At 51.7% G+C, this 17,581-nt stretch carries 18 protein-coding genes; 11 read left to right on the top strand and 7 right to left on the bottom strand.

Features of this window, described 5'->3' with window-relative positions; genetic code table 11:
- Positions 1 to 62 precede the first annotated feature (62 nt).
- From PAGR_RS01200 to mntP, 3 genes are all read right to left on the bottom strand, one after another.
- Positions 63 to 899, bottom strand: coding sequence for a fumarylacetoacetate hydrolase family protein (locus PAGR_RS01200; protein WP_014604789.1), 837 nt, complete (start codon positions 897 to 899; stop codon positions 63 to 65).
- A 266-nt stretch (positions 900 to 1,165) separates the two neighbouring features.
- Positions 1,166 to 1,243, bottom strand: coding sequence for a stress response protein AzuC (gene azuC / locus PAGR_RS24325; protein ID WP_112900613.1), 78 nt, complete (start codon positions 1,241 to 1,243; stop codon positions 1,166 to 1,168).
- A 109-nt stretch (positions 1,244 to 1,352) separates the two neighbouring features.
- Positions 1,353 to 1,925: a manganese efflux pump MntP gene (gene mntP / locus PAGR_RS01195; RefSeq protein WP_014604788.1), complete on the bottom strand. Its 573-nt coding sequence runs from the start codon at positions 1,923 to 1,925 to the stop codon at positions 1,353 to 1,355.
- Positions 1,926 to 2,230: 305 nt separating this feature from the next.
- Between mntP and PAGR_RS01190 the strand changes: the two genes are divergently transcribed.
- Together PAGR_RS01190 and mqo are read left to right on the top strand one after the other, a co-directional pair.
- Positions 2,231 to 2,473, top strand: coding sequence for a DUF1158 family protein (locus tag PAGR_RS01190; RefSeq protein WP_014604787.1), 243 nt, complete (start codon positions 2,231 to 2,233; stop codon positions 2,471 to 2,473).
- Between the two features lie 622 nt (positions 2,474 to 3,095).
- Positions 3,096 to 4,709 (top strand): malate dehydrogenase (quinone), encoded by a 1,614-nt coding sequence (mqo, locus tag PAGR_RS01185; RefSeq protein WP_014604786.1) that lies wholly within the window; start codon positions 3,096 to 3,098, stop codon positions 4,707 to 4,709.
- A 108-nt stretch (positions 4,710 to 4,817) separates the two neighbouring features.
- Here mqo and PAGR_RS01180 read toward each other — a convergent pair whose 3' ends face one another.
- Positions 4,818 to 5,405, bottom strand: a complete 588-nt coding sequence (locus PAGR_RS01180) for a LysE family translocator (RefSeq protein WP_013027645.1) — start codon at positions 5,403 to 5,405, stop codon at positions 4,818 to 4,820.
- Between the two features lie 134 nt (positions 5,406 to 5,539).
- Here PAGR_RS01180 and PAGR_RS01175 point away from each other — a divergent pair, with 134 nt between their 5' ends.
- Positions 5,540 to 7,030, top strand: coding sequence for an aminotransferase-like domain-containing protein (locus tag PAGR_RS01175; protein ID WP_013027646.1), 1,491 nt, complete (start codon positions 5,540 to 5,542; stop codon positions 7,028 to 7,030).
- Here the strand turns inward: PAGR_RS01175 and PAGR_RS01170 are convergent.
- The gene (locus tag PAGR_RS01170) at positions 6,997 to 7,620 is read right to left on the bottom strand and encodes a glutathione S-transferase family protein (protein ID WP_014604785.1); all 624 of its coding nucleotides are present in this window, start codon (positions 7,618 to 7,620) and stop codon (positions 6,997 to 6,999) included. The genes PAGR_RS01175 and PAGR_RS01170 overlap by 34 nt on opposite strands.
- A 105-nt stretch (positions 7,621 to 7,725) precedes the next feature.
- On the opposite strand from PAGR_RS01170, the gene PAGR_RS01165 reads away from it, so the two are divergent.
- Positions 7,726 to 8,574, top strand: coding sequence for a PhzF family phenazine biosynthesis protein (locus PAGR_RS01165; RefSeq protein ID WP_014594858.1), 849 nt, complete (start codon positions 7,726 to 7,728; stop codon positions 8,572 to 8,574).
- Between the two features lie 39 nt (positions 8,575 to 8,613).
- Here PAGR_RS01165 and PAGR_RS01160 read toward each other — a convergent pair whose 3' ends face one another.
- The gene (locus PAGR_RS01160) at positions 8,614 to 9,372 is read right to left on the bottom strand and encodes an SDR family NAD(P)-dependent oxidoreductase (RefSeq protein ID WP_014604784.1); all 759 of its coding nucleotides are present in this window, start codon (positions 9,370 to 9,372) and stop codon (positions 8,614 to 8,616) included.
- Between the two features lie 115 nt (positions 9,373 to 9,487).
- Here PAGR_RS01160 and PAGR_RS01155 point away from each other — a divergent pair, with 115 nt between their 5' ends.
- From PAGR_RS01155 to PAGR_RS01145, 3 genes are all read left to right on the top strand, one after another.
- The gene (locus PAGR_RS01155) at positions 9,488 to 10,387 is read left to right on the top strand and encodes a LysR family transcriptional regulator (protein ID WP_013027650.1); all 900 of its coding nucleotides are present in this window, start codon (positions 9,488 to 9,490) and stop codon (positions 10,385 to 10,387) included.
- A gap of 38 nt (positions 10,388 to 10,425) precedes the next feature.
- The gene (gene yhjD / locus PAGR_RS01150) at positions 10,426 to 11,445 is read left to right on the top strand and encodes an inner membrane protein YhjD (RefSeq protein WP_014594860.1); all 1,020 of its coding nucleotides are present in this window, start codon (positions 10,426 to 10,428) and stop codon (positions 11,443 to 11,445) included.
- 277 nt (positions 11,446 to 11,722) lie between these two features.
- Positions 11,723 to 13,054 (top strand): MFS transporter, encoded by a 1,332-nt coding sequence (locus PAGR_RS01145; protein WP_013027652.1) that lies wholly within the window; start codon positions 11,723 to 11,725, stop codon positions 13,052 to 13,054.
- A gap of 64 nt (positions 13,055 to 13,118) precedes the next feature.
- On the opposite strand, the gene PAGR_RS01140 is transcribed toward PAGR_RS01145, so the two are convergent.
- A complete protein-coding gene (locus PAGR_RS01140; RefSeq protein WP_013027653.1) occupies positions 13,119 to 14,030 on the bottom strand; it encodes a LysR family transcriptional regulator in 912 nt (303 codons plus the stop codon).
- 118 nt (positions 14,031 to 14,148) lie between these two features.
- Between PAGR_RS01140 and PAGR_RS01135 the strand changes: the two genes are divergently transcribed.
- From PAGR_RS01135 to PAGR_RS01120, 4 genes are read left to right on the top strand one after another with little or no spacing between them, the layout of a single operon-like run.
- Positions 14,149 to 15,120 carry an amino acid ABC transporter substrate-binding protein gene (locus PAGR_RS01135; RefSeq protein ID WP_014594862.1) on the top strand — a complete coding sequence of 324 codons (972 nt, stop codon included), beginning with the start codon at positions 14,149 to 14,151 and terminating at the stop codon, positions 15,118 to 15,120.
- A gap of 29 nt (positions 15,121 to 15,149) precedes the next feature.
- Entirely contained in the window at positions 15,150 to 16,040 is an 891-nt protein-coding gene (gene hilA / locus PAGR_RS01130) for an L-isoleucine 3(1)-dioxygenase (protein ID WP_014604783.1), read from the top strand.
- 50 nt (positions 16,041 to 16,090) lie between these two features.
- Entirely contained in the window at positions 16,091 to 16,831 is a 741-nt protein-coding gene (hilB, locus tag PAGR_RS01125; RefSeq protein ID WP_014604782.1) for a 3(1)-hydroxy-L-isoleucine 4-dioxygenase HilB, read from the top strand.
- A complete protein-coding gene (locus tag PAGR_RS01120) occupies positions 16,819 to 17,553 on the top strand; it encodes an SDR family NAD(P)-dependent oxidoreductase (protein WP_014604781.1) in 735 nt (244 codons plus the stop codon). The genes hilB and PAGR_RS01120 overlap by 13 nt, the downstream gene beginning before the upstream one ends.
- The last annotated feature ends 28 nt before the right edge of the window (positions 17,554 to 17,581 follow it).

The raw sequence follows: 17,581 nt of genomic DNA, 5'->3' as shown, positions 1-17,581 counted from the left end.
GTTCCTGGGTATCCATTGAGTGTAGGACGGGAATGGCAGAGGCAGGCGGTTAATGCATTGGGTCAGGCAATGGTATGGCGCAGGCGGCCGATTTTTTCGATCTCAACCTCAACCACATCGCCACTGAACATGAACAGCGGCGGCGTGCGTTTTTTACCCACGCCGCCCGGTGAACCCGTGATAATCACATCGCCTGGCGACAGCGGGCTAAAGGCGGAAACGTATTCAATAATGTTGGCTACCGGATGCACCATGCTGCCAGTGGTATCGTTTTGTACTTCCTGACCGTTCAGCACCGTTTTAATGGTCAACTGCTGCGGATCAGGGATCTCGTCGGCGGTAGTCATCCAGGGCCCGAAGCCTCCGGTTTGCGGCCAGTTTTTCCCTGCGGTAAACCAGGTAAACTGCATGTCGCGCACCGTCGCATCCATAAAGCAGCTGTATCCTGCCACCGCGCTCAGCGCCTCTTCCGCCTTAACCTGATGCGCAGGCTGGCCGATGATCACCGCCAGTTCCCCCTCGTAATCAAACTCCTGGGTGGTGGTGGGTTTTTGCAACGGTTGCTCATGGCCGACCAAGGAGTCAGCAAAGCGTACAAATAACGTGGGGGCATCCAGCGTGGCGGCGAATTCCTGGCGTTTATCGGCATAGTTCATGCCCACGCAAAACACTTTACCAGGCTGCTCGATGACGGGCAGAAACTGCACAGTTGACCAAACATGATCGGCGGGCATCGCCTCAAAAGCAGTCAGGTCGGCCAGTGACGAGCGCGTCAGGAAGGTTTTTAAATCCGGGCAGGCTTTTCCCAGGCGCATACCGACATCCACTACGCCTTGAGCCTTAACGATACCAAAGCTTTTCTTCCCCTGTTCAGGAAGGTAAAAACTGCATAGCTGCATGACCGCCTCATGATGATTACGGGTTATAACCGCATGTTTTACAAGAAATTGGCGCGCAGAGTAGCAAAAATAGCGATGAAAATCGTACCTCGTTTGGCACATCGGATGTCCAGATGTATCACGTTGTGTCAACAGGAGGATGTCAGGAAGGTCACGCAGATAAGGTTGTCGTTATGACAGGGGACAATCAAAAGGGGGGCGAGATAACGAGGTGATAATCACCGGTCAATCCCTGACCGCGACTATCGAGGGTATTCGGTGGGCGCTTAGTTCAGCGCGCCTGGCGGTACGTGTTTAAAGGTTTCGACATAAGCGTGGAACACGTACTTAAAAAAACGTTTCATACATCATCCGGTTAAAAATTTGTTGAATATCTACAGCAAAAGTATAGCGCCTGCTGTTTAAAGCATCAATAAATTTTGAACCAGATCACAAAATTCACTTTTAACTGCGTTAGTGAAACAGGGCCAGGTGCTCTGCAAGAATGGTTGACCCAATAGCAATCAGGACCAGGCCGCCCAGCACTTCAGCCCATTTGCCCAACACCGGTCCGATAAAACGCCCAATCAGCACGCCAGTGGTGGCCATTACGGTGGTTGCAGCACCGATAGTCAGGGCCGTGGTCACGATATTTACCTGCAGGAACGCCAGTCCAACCCCGACGGCCAGGGCATCAAGACTGGTTGCGACCGCCGTGGTGGCCAGTACCATGAAGCCGTGACTCTGCGGTGCTTCACAAGGCTCTGTGGCTGTTTTGCGGAAGCCTTCCATCATCATACGCGCGCCAAGAAAGGCCAGCAGGAAAAAGGCAATCCAGTGATCCCATGCCGCTACGTACTGGCTGGCCGCCAGGCCCAGCGCCCAACCGATAAGCGGCGTCAGGGCTTCGATACAACCGAAAATCAGACCGGTCCGCACGGCTTCCTTCAGGCCAGGACGATGCAAGGTTGCACCTTTGCCCAGTGCGGCGGCAAACGCGTCCATTGACATTCCAAAAGCAAGAATAAGCGTGGCAATAAAGGTCATGATTCGTTCACTTGGGATGAAAAAGCACGGCTTCATGCTAAATCCATCACACAATTTGCTCGGTTATTTAAAAAGTGCGCGCAGTCTATCACGCGATAATCGATATAAAAAGACAATAAAATCAGGGATTTAAGTATAGCAAAGGCTATAACTCATAACAGTCGCTATGAATGCCGCTAAGTTAATGTCATTTAAGCCTTTTCTCGGCAGCTTTCCTCCGGGAATGACAGGTAGCGGCAGAGCATGATTGAACCTCTGCACGGAATACCGGAAAATGTCCGGCTGATAAACAGAGAACACTGCTCATGAATAACCCTTTCGAGTCCTTAATCCTTCCCGGTGGCATTTTACTGCTGGGCTTTCTGTCTGCCCTGCTGCTACCCGCACCGGCTTTTAGCCTGACGGTGGCGCAGCATTTGCAGCAGCTGTTTCATTTACAGGATCTGAGCCAGCTGTACACCCTGGTGTTCTGCCTGTGGTTCCTGGTGCTGGGCGCGCTGGAGTTTTTTGTTATCCTCTTTGTCTGGCGTCGCTGGTTCAAGGTGTGACAACGCTGTCCTGCAAAAGCGGCCTGGATACAGGGCTGCCGGGCGGTTGGCCCTGGCCGGTTTTCTGTTCTGAAGAAAATCTTAAAATTGCGCTGTCACGCGTATTTCCTGAGGCGTCGCAACCGTGCTGGCATCCTGCATGGGCCCACTCCTGAGGTCACAAAAATGTAACATTTGTTTTACACAAATGGGCCAGATACACCAACGATTAAAAATTCACCTCAAAGAATAAAATTAAATAAACGCCATTTTTCATAAGTTTAAATTATTCCTTCCCTTGAGTGACATTTTCAGCCTGCACCATAAAGAGGCAATCTCGCAACATCCATTTTAACTTAACTCACTGAGTTAAAAGAAAAATCCCCCTTATACCCAGCCTGGCATTATGATTATTTCTTATGCTGAATCATTTCTGCATTTAAAAAATAAACAAATGTTTAAATCCGATACGAGAATGTTATATTTGGGCAACAAAGCATAACGTTGAGTTAACTCGTTATCGTCGCTTTAACCCATACCTGAGTCTTAACCCGGAAATAGCGCAACGCGCTCATCAGAAGCGTGACTATTTCGCCTGCAACGCTGTTGAGCTTCAGGTCAACAGAAGAGGAGATGTCGCCTCATGTGCAAATCAGCTGTAAATCTTGCGCTCATGATGAGTGTTAGCGGAAAGGACACCACCAGGGCGCAGGAGCGTAAAGACGTTGATGTACTGCTTATTGGCGCAGGCGTCATGAGTGCTACGTTAGGAACCTGGCTTCAGGATCTGGAACCTGACTGGTCCATCGAAATGGTGGAGCGGCTGGGACACGTAGCGGAAGAGTCTTCAAATGGCTGGAACAACGCGGGTACAGGCCATGCGGCGCTGGCCGAGTTGAACTATACGCCTCAGCGAGCCGATGGCAGTATCGATATCGCCAAAGCCGTTGCGATTAACGAGTCATTCCAAATTTCTCGCCAGTTCTGGGCTTATCACGTTCAGAAAGGCAACCTGCATACGCCGAAAAGCTTTATTCACAGTACTCCGCACATGAGCTTTGTCTGGGGCGATGATAATGTCGCGTTCCTGCGCAAGCGCTTTACTGCCTTACAGAAAAGCACGCTGTTCCGCGGCATGGCTTATTCTGAAGATCCGCAACAAATCGCACAGTGGATTCCGCTGGTCATGAAAGGCCGTGCGTCGAATCAGAAAGTGGCAGCAACCTGGACAGACATGGGTACCGACGTCGATTTCGGTGAAGTGACGCGCCAGCTGATTGCTTCACTGGAGCAAAAAGCCAGCTTCCGTTTACGGATGCATCAGGAAGTGCGCGAGATTACCCGCCTTAATGATGGCCGCTGGCAGGTGACGCTCGTCTGCATGAAAGAGGGTACACGCCGCACGTTGACGGCTGGAAAGATCTTTATTGGCGCGGGCGGTGCGGCGCTGCCGCTGCTGCAGAAGGCCGGCATTCCGGAAGCCAACGGCTATGCGGGCTTCCCGGTTGGCGGTTCCTTCCTGGTCACCGAGAATCCAGACGTCGTGAAACAGCACATGGCGAAAGTCTATGGCAAAGCCAGCGTGGGCGCGCCACCGATGTCCGTGCCCCATGTCGATACGCGTGTGCTGAACGGCAAGCAGGTGCTGCTGTTTGGTCCCTTTGCGACCTTCTCGACCAAATTCCTGAAGCAGGGCTCGCTGCTGGATATGTTTGCCTCACTCAACAGCACCAACGTAATGCCCATGATCAAGGTCGGACTGAAAAGCTTTGATCTGGTGAAATACCTGATGGATCAGGTGCTGCAAAGTGACCGCGATCGTATGGATGCACTGCGGGCTTATGTGCCACAGGCAAAACAGGAAGACTGGCGCCTGGTGACGGCCGGGCAGCGCGTGCAAATCATCAAGAAAGATGAGAAAGAAGGCGCAGTGCTGCGTTTAGGCACGGAAGTGGTGTCGTCCGAAGACGGCTCTGTCTCTGCGTTGCTGGGTGCCTCGCCAGGTGCCTCGACCGCCGCGCCGATTATGCTGGAGCTGCTGCATAAGGTCTATCCGGAGCAGATGGCGTCGCCGGAGTGGCAAAATAAAATCCGTGCCGTGGTGCCGTCCTGGGGCCGTAAGCTGAATGGCGATGTGGCGCTGACTGAAAAAGTACTGGCAGAAACCAGCCGTATCCTGCAGCTCAAATATACGCCGGTTACGCCAGTGGCTGCCAACGATGAAGGCCGTGAAACCGCCTATGTCATAGGCAAATAACCCACGGCAGCTCGCAAAACATCATCGCTACGTGCGCATTCGTGGCGATGATGTGCCGGAAATCCAGAACGAAACGCCGCCCTTGACGACCGCGTCAGGCCCACCGAACTAGAGAAGCCTGAAGGCATCGACCAGCATCCAGATCGTGGTCGCCACCAGCGACAGCGCCATCAGGCTGTTAAACAGCTGGCGTTTCCAGTTGATTTGCAGGTGACCGCGCAGGCGGTCACCCAGCGCAGCCCACAATAAAATGCACGGCAGATTGAGCAACATAAAAGCCCCCATCACGGTCAGCACGCCACTGCTGGCGCTGTAGAGCAGTGCCACGTTGCTGGCCATTAACCAGGCTTTTGGATTGATAGCCTGAAAACAGGCCCCACCCACCAGGGTCATGGGCTGCGGCTTTGCACGCGCTTCGGGTGCATTCGCCCGAAATATTTTCCATGACAGCCATAACAAATAACCACATCCCACCAGCGTCAGCGGCAGACGCACAGATGCCATCCAGTGCAGCAGGACTTCCAGCGCCAGCCCCGCAATGGCGGTTTGTAGCGCACAGCCAATCAAAATGCCAAACACCATCGGTAACGTCCGGCGCATACCAAAGTTAACACCGGAAGTGGCGAGCAACAGATTATTTGGCCCCGGCGTAATCGACATCACGGTGACATAACTAAAGAAGGAAGGATCGAGCATAGTGGCGTTCCTGATGAAAGAGAGAACACCATGCTACGATCAGAAAAGCTATGGTAACAGAGACAAGAAATCGCTATTTTGATGGGTACAATCAGAACTGATTCCAACTGTACCTGTTACCTGCGGAGGCAATTGTGTCCCCTGAAACTCAGTCCGAGCACAGGCTTTATCAGCAACTGGCCGACAGCTTTGCCGAGGCCATTCACAAGGGCACGCTAAAACCGGGCAAGCGCTTACCCGCCATCCGGCGCGTTGCTCAGTCACATCAGGTCAGCGTGAACACCGTGCTGAATGCCTGGCAGCTGCTGGAGAATCGCGGTCTGATTGAGGCGCGCCCGCAATCGGGCTACTACGTGCGCGGCGTGCTGCCGGTGGTGACGCGAGATGCCCAGCACTCTGCCCGGGTGGTTCGCGATCCAGGCAACGAGAAGCTGGACTTGATTGATAAGGTTTTCGCCGCACAAAATCATCCGGATTACACCAATATTTCGCTGGCCTGTCCGCAGGACAGTGACCTGTTTCCGTCAGCCAGACTGGCGCGCATTACGGCCTCTCTGCTACGTCGCGATCCACAACTTATTGGTCGCTACGCGCTTCCGCCGGGTAGTGAGCGCTTACGGGAGGAGATTGCGCGACGTGCCTTGCATAGTGGCCAGTCGCTCGCCGCCGATGAGATCACCCTTACCCATGGCTGCATGGAGGCACTTCAGCTGGCACTCAGGGCGGTGACCCGGCCGGGTGATTGTGTCGGTCTGGAATCCCCCACCTATTTCTTCCTGTTTCCCCTGCTGGCATCGCTGGGCCTGAAGGCACTGGAGATTCCTACCGATCCTCAGCGCGGCCTGTCGCTGGATGCACTTGAGATGCTGCTCCAGGAAAAGCGTATTCAGGCGCTGGTTGCCATGCCCTCTGCGCAGAACCCGCTGGGCTTTGGAATGTCGTTGCCCGACAAAAAAAGGCTCGCAAAGTTAGTGAACACTTACAACGTTCCTTTGATCGAGGACGGGCTTTACGATGAGTTGCAGTTTGACTGGCCGCTGTCTCCTACGGTTAAGTCATTCGATCAGCATGGCTGGGTGCTCTACTGCACCAGTTTCACGAAAACCGTTGCGCCCGATTTTCGCATCGGCTGGATTGCAGCCGGCCGCTTTCATGATGCCATTGCACGCCTTAAAGCCGTGTCATCCATGGCGGAATCGGCCCTGCTGTCTGAAACCCTGGCAGAATTTCTTGCCAACGGAGGCTACGACCACCATCTGCGCAGCCTGCGCCGTAGCTATGCCAGCAATCTGGATGAAGCGCGCGGTTTGATTGCGCAGCATTTTCCTCAGGGTACCCGGGCTACGTTACCGCGCGGCGGCTTCGTTTTTTGGGTCGAACTGCCCGGCAATGTGAATACCACAGAGATGTTTACCCGTCTGTTGAAAGAGCAGATTTGTGTCACGCCAGGTGCACTGTATTCGCTGAGCGAGCGCTATAACCATGCATTGCGCCTCTCATGCTGCTATCCGTTTGATCAGCGCTATGTTCGCGCCATCATCCGCGCGGGGGCGGTTGCCTGCGAACTCGCTGGCCTGCCGCCGGGCCGGGATCAGGGCGTGCCATTACGTCCCCAAATGGTATAGCCATGCCGTTCAGTGAGGCGTTCGTAGTAGGTCCGCACGGCCGGTAAATCAGGATGGTCAAGCGGCGTTTCAAACCAGCGGTTAACGGCCAGCCCAATAGGGATGTCCGCCAGACTGAAGTTACGCCCGGCAACGTAGCGACCGGTATGTTCCAGCTGCTGATTGAGGATGCCCATGGTGTGGGACCAGCCTTTACAGGCGGCGGCCAACAGTCTTGGGTCCTGATGGGCGGGCGAATTACGCACCAGTGACATAAACGCATAGCGCCATGAGGTGTTAAGTTCCGTCGACTGCCAGTCCATCCATTGATCCACTGGCGCACGCGCACGCGGATTGTCGGGATAGAGCCAGTCGCCACCGTAGGCGGTGGCCAGATAGCGTAGAATGGCGTTGGACTCCCACATCGTCAGGTCTTCATCAATCAACACCGGGATCATGGCGTTAGGATTAAGCGCGATAAATTCAGGAGAGTGCGTGGATTTGTACCCTTCTCCCCACTCTTCACGTTCGTAGAGCAGGTCCAGTTCGTCACACAGCCAAAGTACTTTGCGCACGTTGATTGAGGAAGCGCGTCCAAGAATTTTTAACATAGCAGGCTCCATCCAGTTGCTTAACTTATTCATAGCCCTGTTAACTGACATAAGCAATTGCCGGAGCAAGAAAAAACATCTTTACCTCATTCACAAGGAGTCAAAATGCACGTTGCGTTTAAACAAGTAGATGTATTTACTTCGGCCGCGTTTAACGGCAATCCCCTGGCCGTCATCATGGATGCACAAGGTCTGGACGACAGCCAGATGGCGGCCATCGCACGCTGGACTAACTTATCTGAAACGACCTTTGTCCTGCCGCCGCAGGATAATCAGGCCGACTACCGCGTGCGTATCTTCACCGTAGAGGGCGAACTGCCCTTTGCCGGCCATCCGACGCTCGGTACCGCTCATGCTTTACTGGAAGCGGGCTTCCAGACAAAAACGCCGGGGGTAATAATTCAGGAATGCGGCGTAGGCAACGTGAAGATAAAAATTGCCGACGACAGCACGCTGGCCTTTGCCGCGCCAAAAGCCACCTTAACACCGTTTCATGATGCGCTTATCAGCGCGGCGCTCAACAGCCATGCGCTCGATACCGCGCAGGATGCCGTGGTGGTCGATATGGGCATCCGCTGGCTGCTGATCCCGATGATCAGTGCCGATGCGGTCCTGGCAATTAAGCCTGATATTGCGGATTTACAGCGGCTTGTCCATCACGCCAACGTCACTGGCATTATGCCATTCGGTCCACTGCCCGCAGGAGAAGCGGAACAGTACGAGGTTCGCGGCCTGATAATTGAGCATGGAAGCCTGACCGAAGATCCGATCACCGGCAGCGCCAATGCCTGTCTGGCACGTTACTTCGCCGCTCAGGGCAAAACGCAGGATTATCGCGTCCGTCAGGGTACTCAGGTAAACCGACAGGGACGCGTGACGGTGGAATATCAGGGCGATACGATCTGGATCGGGGGGAAAACCGTGACGGTGATAGAGGGCACCATCAGGCGCTAACCCGGAAACTGGCACAAGGGCGGCAAAGCCGCCCTAAAATTACAGCGCCTGACCACCCGATGCTTCGATACGCTGCGCAGTGATCCAGCTGGTTTCCTCACTGAGGATGGCGCAAACGGCATCGCCGATATCGTCTGGCAGGCCCACCCGGCCCAGGGCGGTTAATGCGGCGATAGTGTCATTGACCGTTTTATCATCGCGCACGCGCCCGCCGCCAAAGTCGGTCTCAATGGCACCCGGCGCCAGGATGTTAACGCGAATGCGCCGCTCGCCCAGTTCTTTAGCCTGATAGCGCGTCAGCACTTCCATCGCGCCCTTCATTGAGGCATAGGTTCCGGAACCGGGGTACGTCAGGCGGGTTAATCCGCTGGAGATATTCAGAATGCGCCCGCCGTCTGCTATCGCAGGCAATAGCGTCTGAGTCAGGAAGTAAGGCCCCTTGAAATGCACATTCATCAGCGCATCAAATTCAGCCTCGGTGGTCTCAATAAAAGGTTTATAGTGCCCATGGCCGGCATTGTTCACTAAATAATCAAATGTCTCACGCTGCCAGTGCTGTTGCAGTGCATTTTTCACTTCAGACATGAAACGATCAAACTGGCTCAGGTCGCCGACATCCAGCTGGAGCGCCACTGCGCGGCCGCCTACGCTTTCAATTTCCCTTACCACGTCCTGCGCTTCATGTTGATGACTGCGGTAGGTCAGAATGATATCCCTGCCCTTAGTCGCCAGTTTTACCGCTGCATTCCGGCCTAAACCGCGATTAGCGCCCGTGATCAAGACGATTTTACGATTCATGTTGATTTCCTGTTGCAAAATTGAACACAGGTTGAGGATATTCTTTAATAATTGTTCTATAAACGCTTAAGAACGAGCAGCACTGTTCCACTTACAACAACAATCGGCAGGCCATATGGATAAAATTCATGCAATGCAGGTTTTCGTCAGAGTTGCAGAGATGGGCAGTTTTACGGCAGCAGCAGAAAGTCTTGGGCTGCCAAAAGGAAGCGTCTCGCGACAAATTCAGGCGCTGGAAAATCAGATGGGAACGCGTCTTTTGCACCGCACCACTCGTCGGGTGCAACTTACCCAGGATGGCTTAGTTTATTACGACCGCTGTCTGGATTTGCTGTCGATGATTAGTGATATGGATAGCCTGTTCCAGCACGATCCCGCCACTTTAAGCGGTAAGCTACGGGTGGATATGTCCGCCGCGATGGCGACCGATCTGATCCTGCCCCGCCTGCCAGAATTTTTGCAGCATTATCCCGGCGTTGAAATCGAGCTCAGCAGCAACGATCGCCAGGTTGACGTTATCCGCGAAGGGTTTGACTGCGTGATCCGCGTTGGCGAGCTGAAGGATTCGGGCCTCATCGCCCGCCGTATCGGCACCCACACCTTAATTAACTGCGCCAGCCCTGGCTATCTTTCACGTTTTGGCCGGCCGATTCGGCTTGAAGAGCTGTCGCAGCATGCCATGGTGCATTACAGTCAGCAGCTCGGCCAGCCTGCCCAAGGCTTTGAGTTTTTCGATGGCAAGCAGTGCCACTATGTGCACACCGGCGGGGTTGTCACCGTCAACAGCACCGAAACCTATCGCGCGGCCTGCCTCGCGGGGCTGGGCATTATCCAGGTGCCGACCGTGGGGATTCACAAATATCTGGAAAGCGGTGAGTTGGTGGAGGTGCTGCATGCCTTCCCGGCAAAACCGATGCCGATTCATTTACTTTATCCCCATCGCCGTAACGTCGCCCGTCGCGTTCGGGTATTTATGGAGTGGTTAAGTCAGGTGCTTCAGGAGTATGTCACCTGAGAGGCTATAATGTGTTTTTTACGTTTAACAGGAAGTGAATGTCTATGACAGACGAACAGGACAACGCAAAAGACGCACAGTCACCCAAACCACTGATTGATATCAAAACAGGCAACAAGTCTGTCGATCGTTCGATCGTGCGGGTTTCACGTTTTGCCACCTGGTTTCAGGCCATACCCGCCGTTGCCCATTTTATTCGTGCGCTTGACCGGTTTAACGATCGTCTCGGTAGCCAGTTTGGCGCAGCCATTACCTATTTTTCATTTTTATCATTAATCCCGATTTTAATGGTGTCCTTTGCCGCCGTGGGTTTTGTGCTGGCATCGAATCAGGATCTGCTGACCGATATCATCAACAAAATCGTCAGCAGCATCAGCGATCCCTCACTGGCAACGACCTTGAAAAATACCGTCAACACGGCCATTCAACAGCGCGCGACCGTGGGGATTACGGGTCTGCTGTTGGCGCTATATTCGGGCCTGAACTGGATGGGCAACCTGCGGGAAGCGATTCGCGCTCAGTCGCGTGACGTCTGGGAACGCCAGCCCGACGATAAAGAGAAAATCTGGAAACGCTATATTCGCGACTTCTTATCGCTGACAGGATTGATGCTGGCTCTGGTCATTACCCTGTCGTTAACCTCTGTCGCAGGCTCTGCCCAGGCGATGATCGTGAGCGCGTTAGGTCTGGATGGCATCGAATGGTTACGTCCTGCGCTGACAATTATCGCGACCTCGATTTCCGTAATGGCAAACTATTTGTTGTTCCTGTGGATTTTCTGGATTTTGCCTCGCCATAAGCCCCGTAAGAAGGCGCTGCTGCGCGGTACGCTGCTGGCGGCAGTGGGTTTCGAAATCATCAAGTTTGTCATGACGCTGACCTTACCAAAACTGGCCACCTCGCCCTCAGGTGCCGCATTTGGGTCGGTATTGGGATTAATGGCCTTCTTTTATTTCTTTGCTCGTCTGACGCTGTTTTGCGCCGCATGGATTGCCACCGCGAAATACAAAGACGATCCGCGTATGCCGGAAAAAGGCGCGCTAACCACTCACAAATGACAATACTGCGTTAAACCAGCGTAAAATATCCCCCTCCGGTTATTTATTCATCAACTTACAGGATGAATAACTGAGGGGTCACTTTTCTTCAGCGCTTTCTTAGAGTATCTCGCCATATTTGCGTCACTTAACGCTGCCATTCTCCGGCATTTAACACATCACAAAAATTTTCCACTTTTGCCGGCGCAACGTCGCTAACCACGCGGCTTTCCGCCATTGAATGCCGTTATACAGGTGCGTAAGATTCCCTATCTGTCATTAAAAATAAGAAACATTTATGCAAGCCTCCATCTCAGAACCGCTCGATCAGCAAAACGATCCCACGCCAGTAAACTCACGAAGTAAAGTGGTTATCGCCTCGCTGGTTGGCACCGCTATCGAATTCTTCGATTTCTATATTTATGCCACCGCAGCCGTCATCGTTTTCCCTCATATCTTCTTTCCTCAGGGTGATGCGACCGTCGCGACGTTGCAGTCGCTGGCCACCTTTGCGATTGCGTTCATCGCCCGTCCCATCGGCTCTGCCCTGTTTGGTCACTTTGGCGATCGCGTAGGCCGTAAAGCCACCTTGGTTGCCTCACTGCTGACGATGGGGATCTCGACCGTGGTTATCGGTTTATTACCCAGCTACCAGAGCATTGGCGTTCTGGCTCCGCTGCTGTTGGCGCTGGCGCGTTTTGGTCAGGGGTTGGGCCTGGGCGGTGAGTGGGGCGGCGCAGCCCTGCTGGCGACGGAAAATGCACCTGCCAAAAAGCGGGCGCTGTACGGCTCCTTCCCGCAGTTGGGCGCACCGATTGGCTTTTTCTTTGCCAACGGCACCTTTCTACTGCTCTCCTGGCTGCTGACCGATGAGCAATTTATGCAATGGGGCTGGCGCGTCCCTTTTGTTCTGTCTGCCGTACTGGTCTTGATTGGTCTGTACGTACGCGTATCGCTGCATGAAAGCCCGGTATTCGCCAAAGTACAGAAAGAGAAGAAACAGGTACGTGTGCCGATTGCCTCGCTCCTGAGCAAACATCTGACGGCAACGATACTTGGCACCTTTATCATGCTTGCCACCTATACGCTGTTTTACATCATGACCGTTTACTCAATGAGTTACGGCACCGCCGCCGCGCCAGCCGGACTGGGGATATCCCGTAACAGTATGCTGTGGATGCTGATGATGGCGGTGATTGGATTTGGCGTGATGGTGCCGATTGCGGGCCTGCTTGCTGACCGCTTTGGTCGCCGTAAAACCATGATCGTCATTACGCTGATGATTATTGGCTTTTCATTCCTGTTTCCGGCCATGCTGGGATCCGGCTCTCAGGCGCTGGTGATGGCGTTCCTGCTGCTGGGCTTGAGCATTATGGGGCTGACGTTTGGCCCGATGGGTGCGCTGCTGCCTGAGCTGTTCCCGACGGAAGTGCGTTATACCGGCGCATCCTTCTCCTATAATCTGTCGTCGATTTTAGGTGCGTCGGTTGCGCCCTATATTGCGACCTGGCTGAACGCGCACTATGGCTTGTACGCTGTCGGATTGTACCTGGCTTCCATGGCTTTCCTGACGCTGATTGCACTGATTGCCTGCAAAGAAACCCGGCATCAAACGCTGTATGAAGTGTGATACCCGATAACGCTAAAGATACTCAACCCGGCTCAGGCCGGGTTTTTTATCGTTTCCGATCACGCTATTTCGCTTTAAGCCAGGCCATAAAATCGTCGATAAAGACACGGGTTTTTAGTGGTAACAGACGGTTGGGTAAGGTAATGGCGTAAGTGGTCATTGAGAGCGTATTTTCAATCCGCCAGTCTGGTAACACGCGGCGTAACTGCCCGTTGAGCAAATAACCATTTGCAATAAAGGTGGGGATTAACGCAATACCCACACCCTGCAATATCGCATCGATCATGGCATCACTGTTATTTATCATCAGCCGGGGCGTGAGTGTAACGCTCTCCATCGTGTCGTTTAACCAGAAACGCCATTCACCGCGAAACTGTGCGTCGTCAGGGAAGAAAATATTATGCTGTTTGAGGTCGCCCGGCATATCAGGCAGCCTTTGATCGTAGTGCTCTGCACATACTAAAACATAGTCAACAGGCATTAATGCCCGCGCTACCATATTGATGGGTGGCGTATCCGTGACGCGCAATGCCAGGTCGTACGACTCATGCGTGAGGTTAATCAGATGGTCAGTGAGATTGAGCTCAATATTGATTTCAGCATAGCGTCGCAGAAAACCAGGCAGGAACGGCGTCAGTAAAATCTTCCCAAGCGTTGTCGGCGCAGTAATACGCAGTAACCCCTTAGGGACATCGCTGTAACTGTCTGCCTGAGAAAACAGGGATTTAGTTGCGGCGATAACTGATAAAGCCTGGTGATATATTTCCTGTCCGGCCTCGGTCACAGCGAGCGCGCGCGTCGAGCGGGTAAAGAGTAAAACATTTAGCCTTTTTTCCAACCTGTCTATCATACGACTCACTGAAGACGGCGTCATGGATAGCGCTCTGGCAGCTGAGGAAAAGCTACCACTTTCAACCACCTGAACAAACAAAACCAATCCAGGCAAGACTTCCGTTAATTCATTTATGTTCTTCACGCACAGCTCTTTTGCATCTCAACTATCTAGCCAAGCTAGCACTGAACAGTATGATGTTCAACAGAGGTTTACATCCGTGAAACCTTATTATTCTTAATACTTTAATTACAGGCTAGCTATGTTTGAACATGCAGTAATCAAACGCATTGAACAACATGACGTATTAAATGTTGGTGTGAGTTTAGGTTTTAAAGGCCTTTCGCAGCGCGATCCCCTCAACAACAGCTGGAATGGATTTGATATTGATTTGGCACGCGCTGTGGCTATCAGCGTGCTGGGAGACGGCGGCAAAATCCATTTTATACCTTTGCAATCGGCTGATCGCTTCCAGGCCCTACGTGATGGCGTCATCGATCTTGGCACCTTTAACGCTAGCGTGACCTTTCAGCGCGAAGCGGAGTACGGCATTAATTTCCTACATCCGATGTTGTTTGATGGGGAAGTGCTGATGACTCCGCGCAGTAACCTCACTGAAGAAACGCCACAAGCCAGGTTCACTCGTCAGCGTCGTATTGCTGCGATGCGTGGCTCAACAACTGAAGAGAACCTCACTCGCTATTTTGATGAACTTAACCTGCCCTGTGAGATTCTGCTATTTGACTCTCCGCAGCAAGCGAGGCAAGCCTACGAATCAGGAGAATGTGATATCTACTGTCTGGATGGTTATCTGCTAGCGGGTGAACATCACCAGTTAACAGACAGCAGCCAACATCTTATCCTGGACGATCGCATTTCACTTGAGGCAATGGCACCCGCCGTTAGCGCCAGTGATTCACAGTGGTATATTGCGACAAAATGGGTTATGCGCGCACTGATTGAAGCTGAGAATCTGGGTATTACCCAAAAAAACATTTTAGAAAAAAGTGATAATCCTGAGGGTTATTTAAAAACGTTTCTCTATCCCGATGTGAATTTGTGTTCGCAACTCGGTCTACAACCTGACTTTATTAGAGAGATAATACGTAAAATTGGCAACTATGGTGAGATTTTTGAGCGTAACCTGGGTAAAAACTCAGAATTAAAACAACAGCGCCGCGACAATAAACCTTGGGCGGAAGGCGGAATGCTCTGGTCACCTCTTTTTATTTGATTTCTTAAATTCAATGGCATGGAAACATTATGACTGATTTACTGACCTTAGAACCTACGCAAACAATATTAACGGGTTCAAAAAAAACAAACTTTGGCTATCTGGAATCAACAGATGGCGTTATTAACTTCTCCATTGTTAAAAACATTATTCTTAACGGCCATCATCATGGCAATGTTTTATATGTTATTCGTAATTACGCATCAAAAGCCGTGTGCGAAAAACTTGCAAAAAACTTTGATCACAGGGTCACCCAAAGTGGAGGGAATCGCGCTGACGATGGCTTTGTTTTAACCAATCAGATCGGTGCAACGCAGTTTTCGCGTAATGGTGAACAATATATTCATGAGGTCAATCGTGTGAACCAAAGCGTCGCCGACCTGATGAAAGCAACCAGCGCAGAAGATAGTGAATCACTTTTCCTCAACCTGACGCTGGAAAAAGAATTTTTAGAACGAGGTATTCATTTTGGTCCGGCACGATTCAAAAACGGCTATGCTTGTTTTGCAACCTTTCGTCGCTGGCTTGATAACGGTGTGATGTCACTTATGCCACATGAAGATATGGCACAGGTTGACTTTGCAAAAGAAGACGGCTTTGAGATTGCGAATACTCAAACTGTAACAGCCTATAATGTTTGTCTGGAAGCTGCGCAGGGTGGTGGCCAACTTAAAATCTGGAATCTCATTCCCGACCAGGTGTGCCGTGAAACACTTGGCGTAACACGAACAGGTTATCCTTATCCACCCCATCTGTTAAATGAAACCGAATCCCTTTCTGTTCAGCTTAATGCTGGCGATCTTTACTTTATGAATGCTTGTCACTTACACGGCGTAAGCAGTGTAAGTGAAGGAAGCCGACTCACTGCTGGACGATTTATTGGAAAACTGAATGACCGTAAGGTGGTTTACTGGACATAGCTTATGGAATGTATTTAAAACTATCCTTTTAATGCAGAGATAAATAAACGATGGAATATGCAACGCATCTCTCCAGGCAAGGCTATGCCTTTATTCCCGGTGATTATTATCGTTCAATTGAAGCCATGCAGTTTTCGAATAAAGAAGATTTCTTAGATGAGCTGGAAGAATTAAAAAAAGGCTATGAGAATTTACTTCTTGATCCTTATTCGCCAGGAAACCGCTGGCGCGGTTATGCTCAATGCAAAAAAAATGAAAAGGGCGAATTAACCTTTGGAAAATTCAACCCTTATAAACAAACAAAAGCTTTTAATCCTGATACTGGTGATATTGTTCGCGATTATCCGCTATTGCCTGAAGCGATCACCCGCAATCGTCTGTTTCAAACGCTGTTGCACGATGATTTATCGTTAGTAGACGCTTATGAAAGCATTGGCCCTGTCGACAGCCTGACCATTGGCATTCATTTTTTTCGTTATCAGGCCACGGAAAATGAGCCTGCTTATAGCTCGCCCGTCTGGCTGCATAAAGACGATGAAGACGTGGTGTTTGTGCATATGATTAATGCCTCACCGAATATGCTGGGCGGAGACAGTCTGATTGCCAGCCATCCTCGCAGCATTGATCGCGTGCTGCGTCTGGAACAGCTTTTTGACACCTTAGTGGTTAATCACGACAAACTTCATGCCGTCACTCCCGTTGGCGCACGTGAAAACAGTGGCCCTGCTCAACGCGACATCATTCTGATCACGTTTCAGAAAAACGAGGAGAAGACAGCATGTCCGGTCTGAAGCTTAAAGCCATTATCACGGGGGCATCCAGCGGAATTGGCCGCGCGCTGGTCAAGGCTTTCCTGGACAAAGGTTATCAGGTTGAGGGTATCGATCGTTCATCATCGGAATTTAACGATACGTCAGCCTATCGCCATCATCAGCTGGACGTGACTGACTCAGTCAGCCTGGCTGCACTTTTCGAAACTCTGGAGTACGGCGAGGCTAATAACGTTCTGATTAACTGTGCCGGTACGCGTGAAATTTGCAGTATCGCGGATTTAACGCTGGCGCAGTGGGAATCCGTTTTTGCCCTTAACGTGACAGCCAGTTTTATAGCAGGTCGTGCTTTTTGCCAACAGTTGGTAAACCAGAACCGCCCCGGAAATATGGTTAATTTGGCCTCCGTTTCAGGATTGATGGGCGAGCCTGATCGAACGGCTTATGTCTCATCAAAACACGCCGTCATCGGCCTGACGAAACAACTGGCACTCGAATACGGCAAACACGGTATTCGTGTCAATGCGATTGCGCCCGGCGTTATTCGTACGCCACTGACGGAGTCTTATTACCACGATGACTCGCAGCTTGAAAAAATTAAGCGTGGCCAGTTTTTACCGGTACTAGGTGAGACAGGTGACGTTGCCGCAGCGGCACTTTATCTGACCGCCCCGGAGAATCGTTTTGTCACAGGTTCAACACTGGTCATCGATGGTGGCTGGACGCTGGGAAAAGATCTTTAACTTTCTTGGGTCAGATAAACGGCCCAAC

The organism is Pantoea ananatis PA13 (genome assembly GCF_000233595.1).
Classification (GTDB): domain Bacteria; phylum Pseudomonadota; class Gammaproteobacteria; order Enterobacterales; family Enterobacteriaceae; genus Pantoea; species Pantoea ananatis.
Note: the sequence above shows the minus strand (reverse complement) of the source record. Positions and strands in the feature narration are given on the sequence as shown.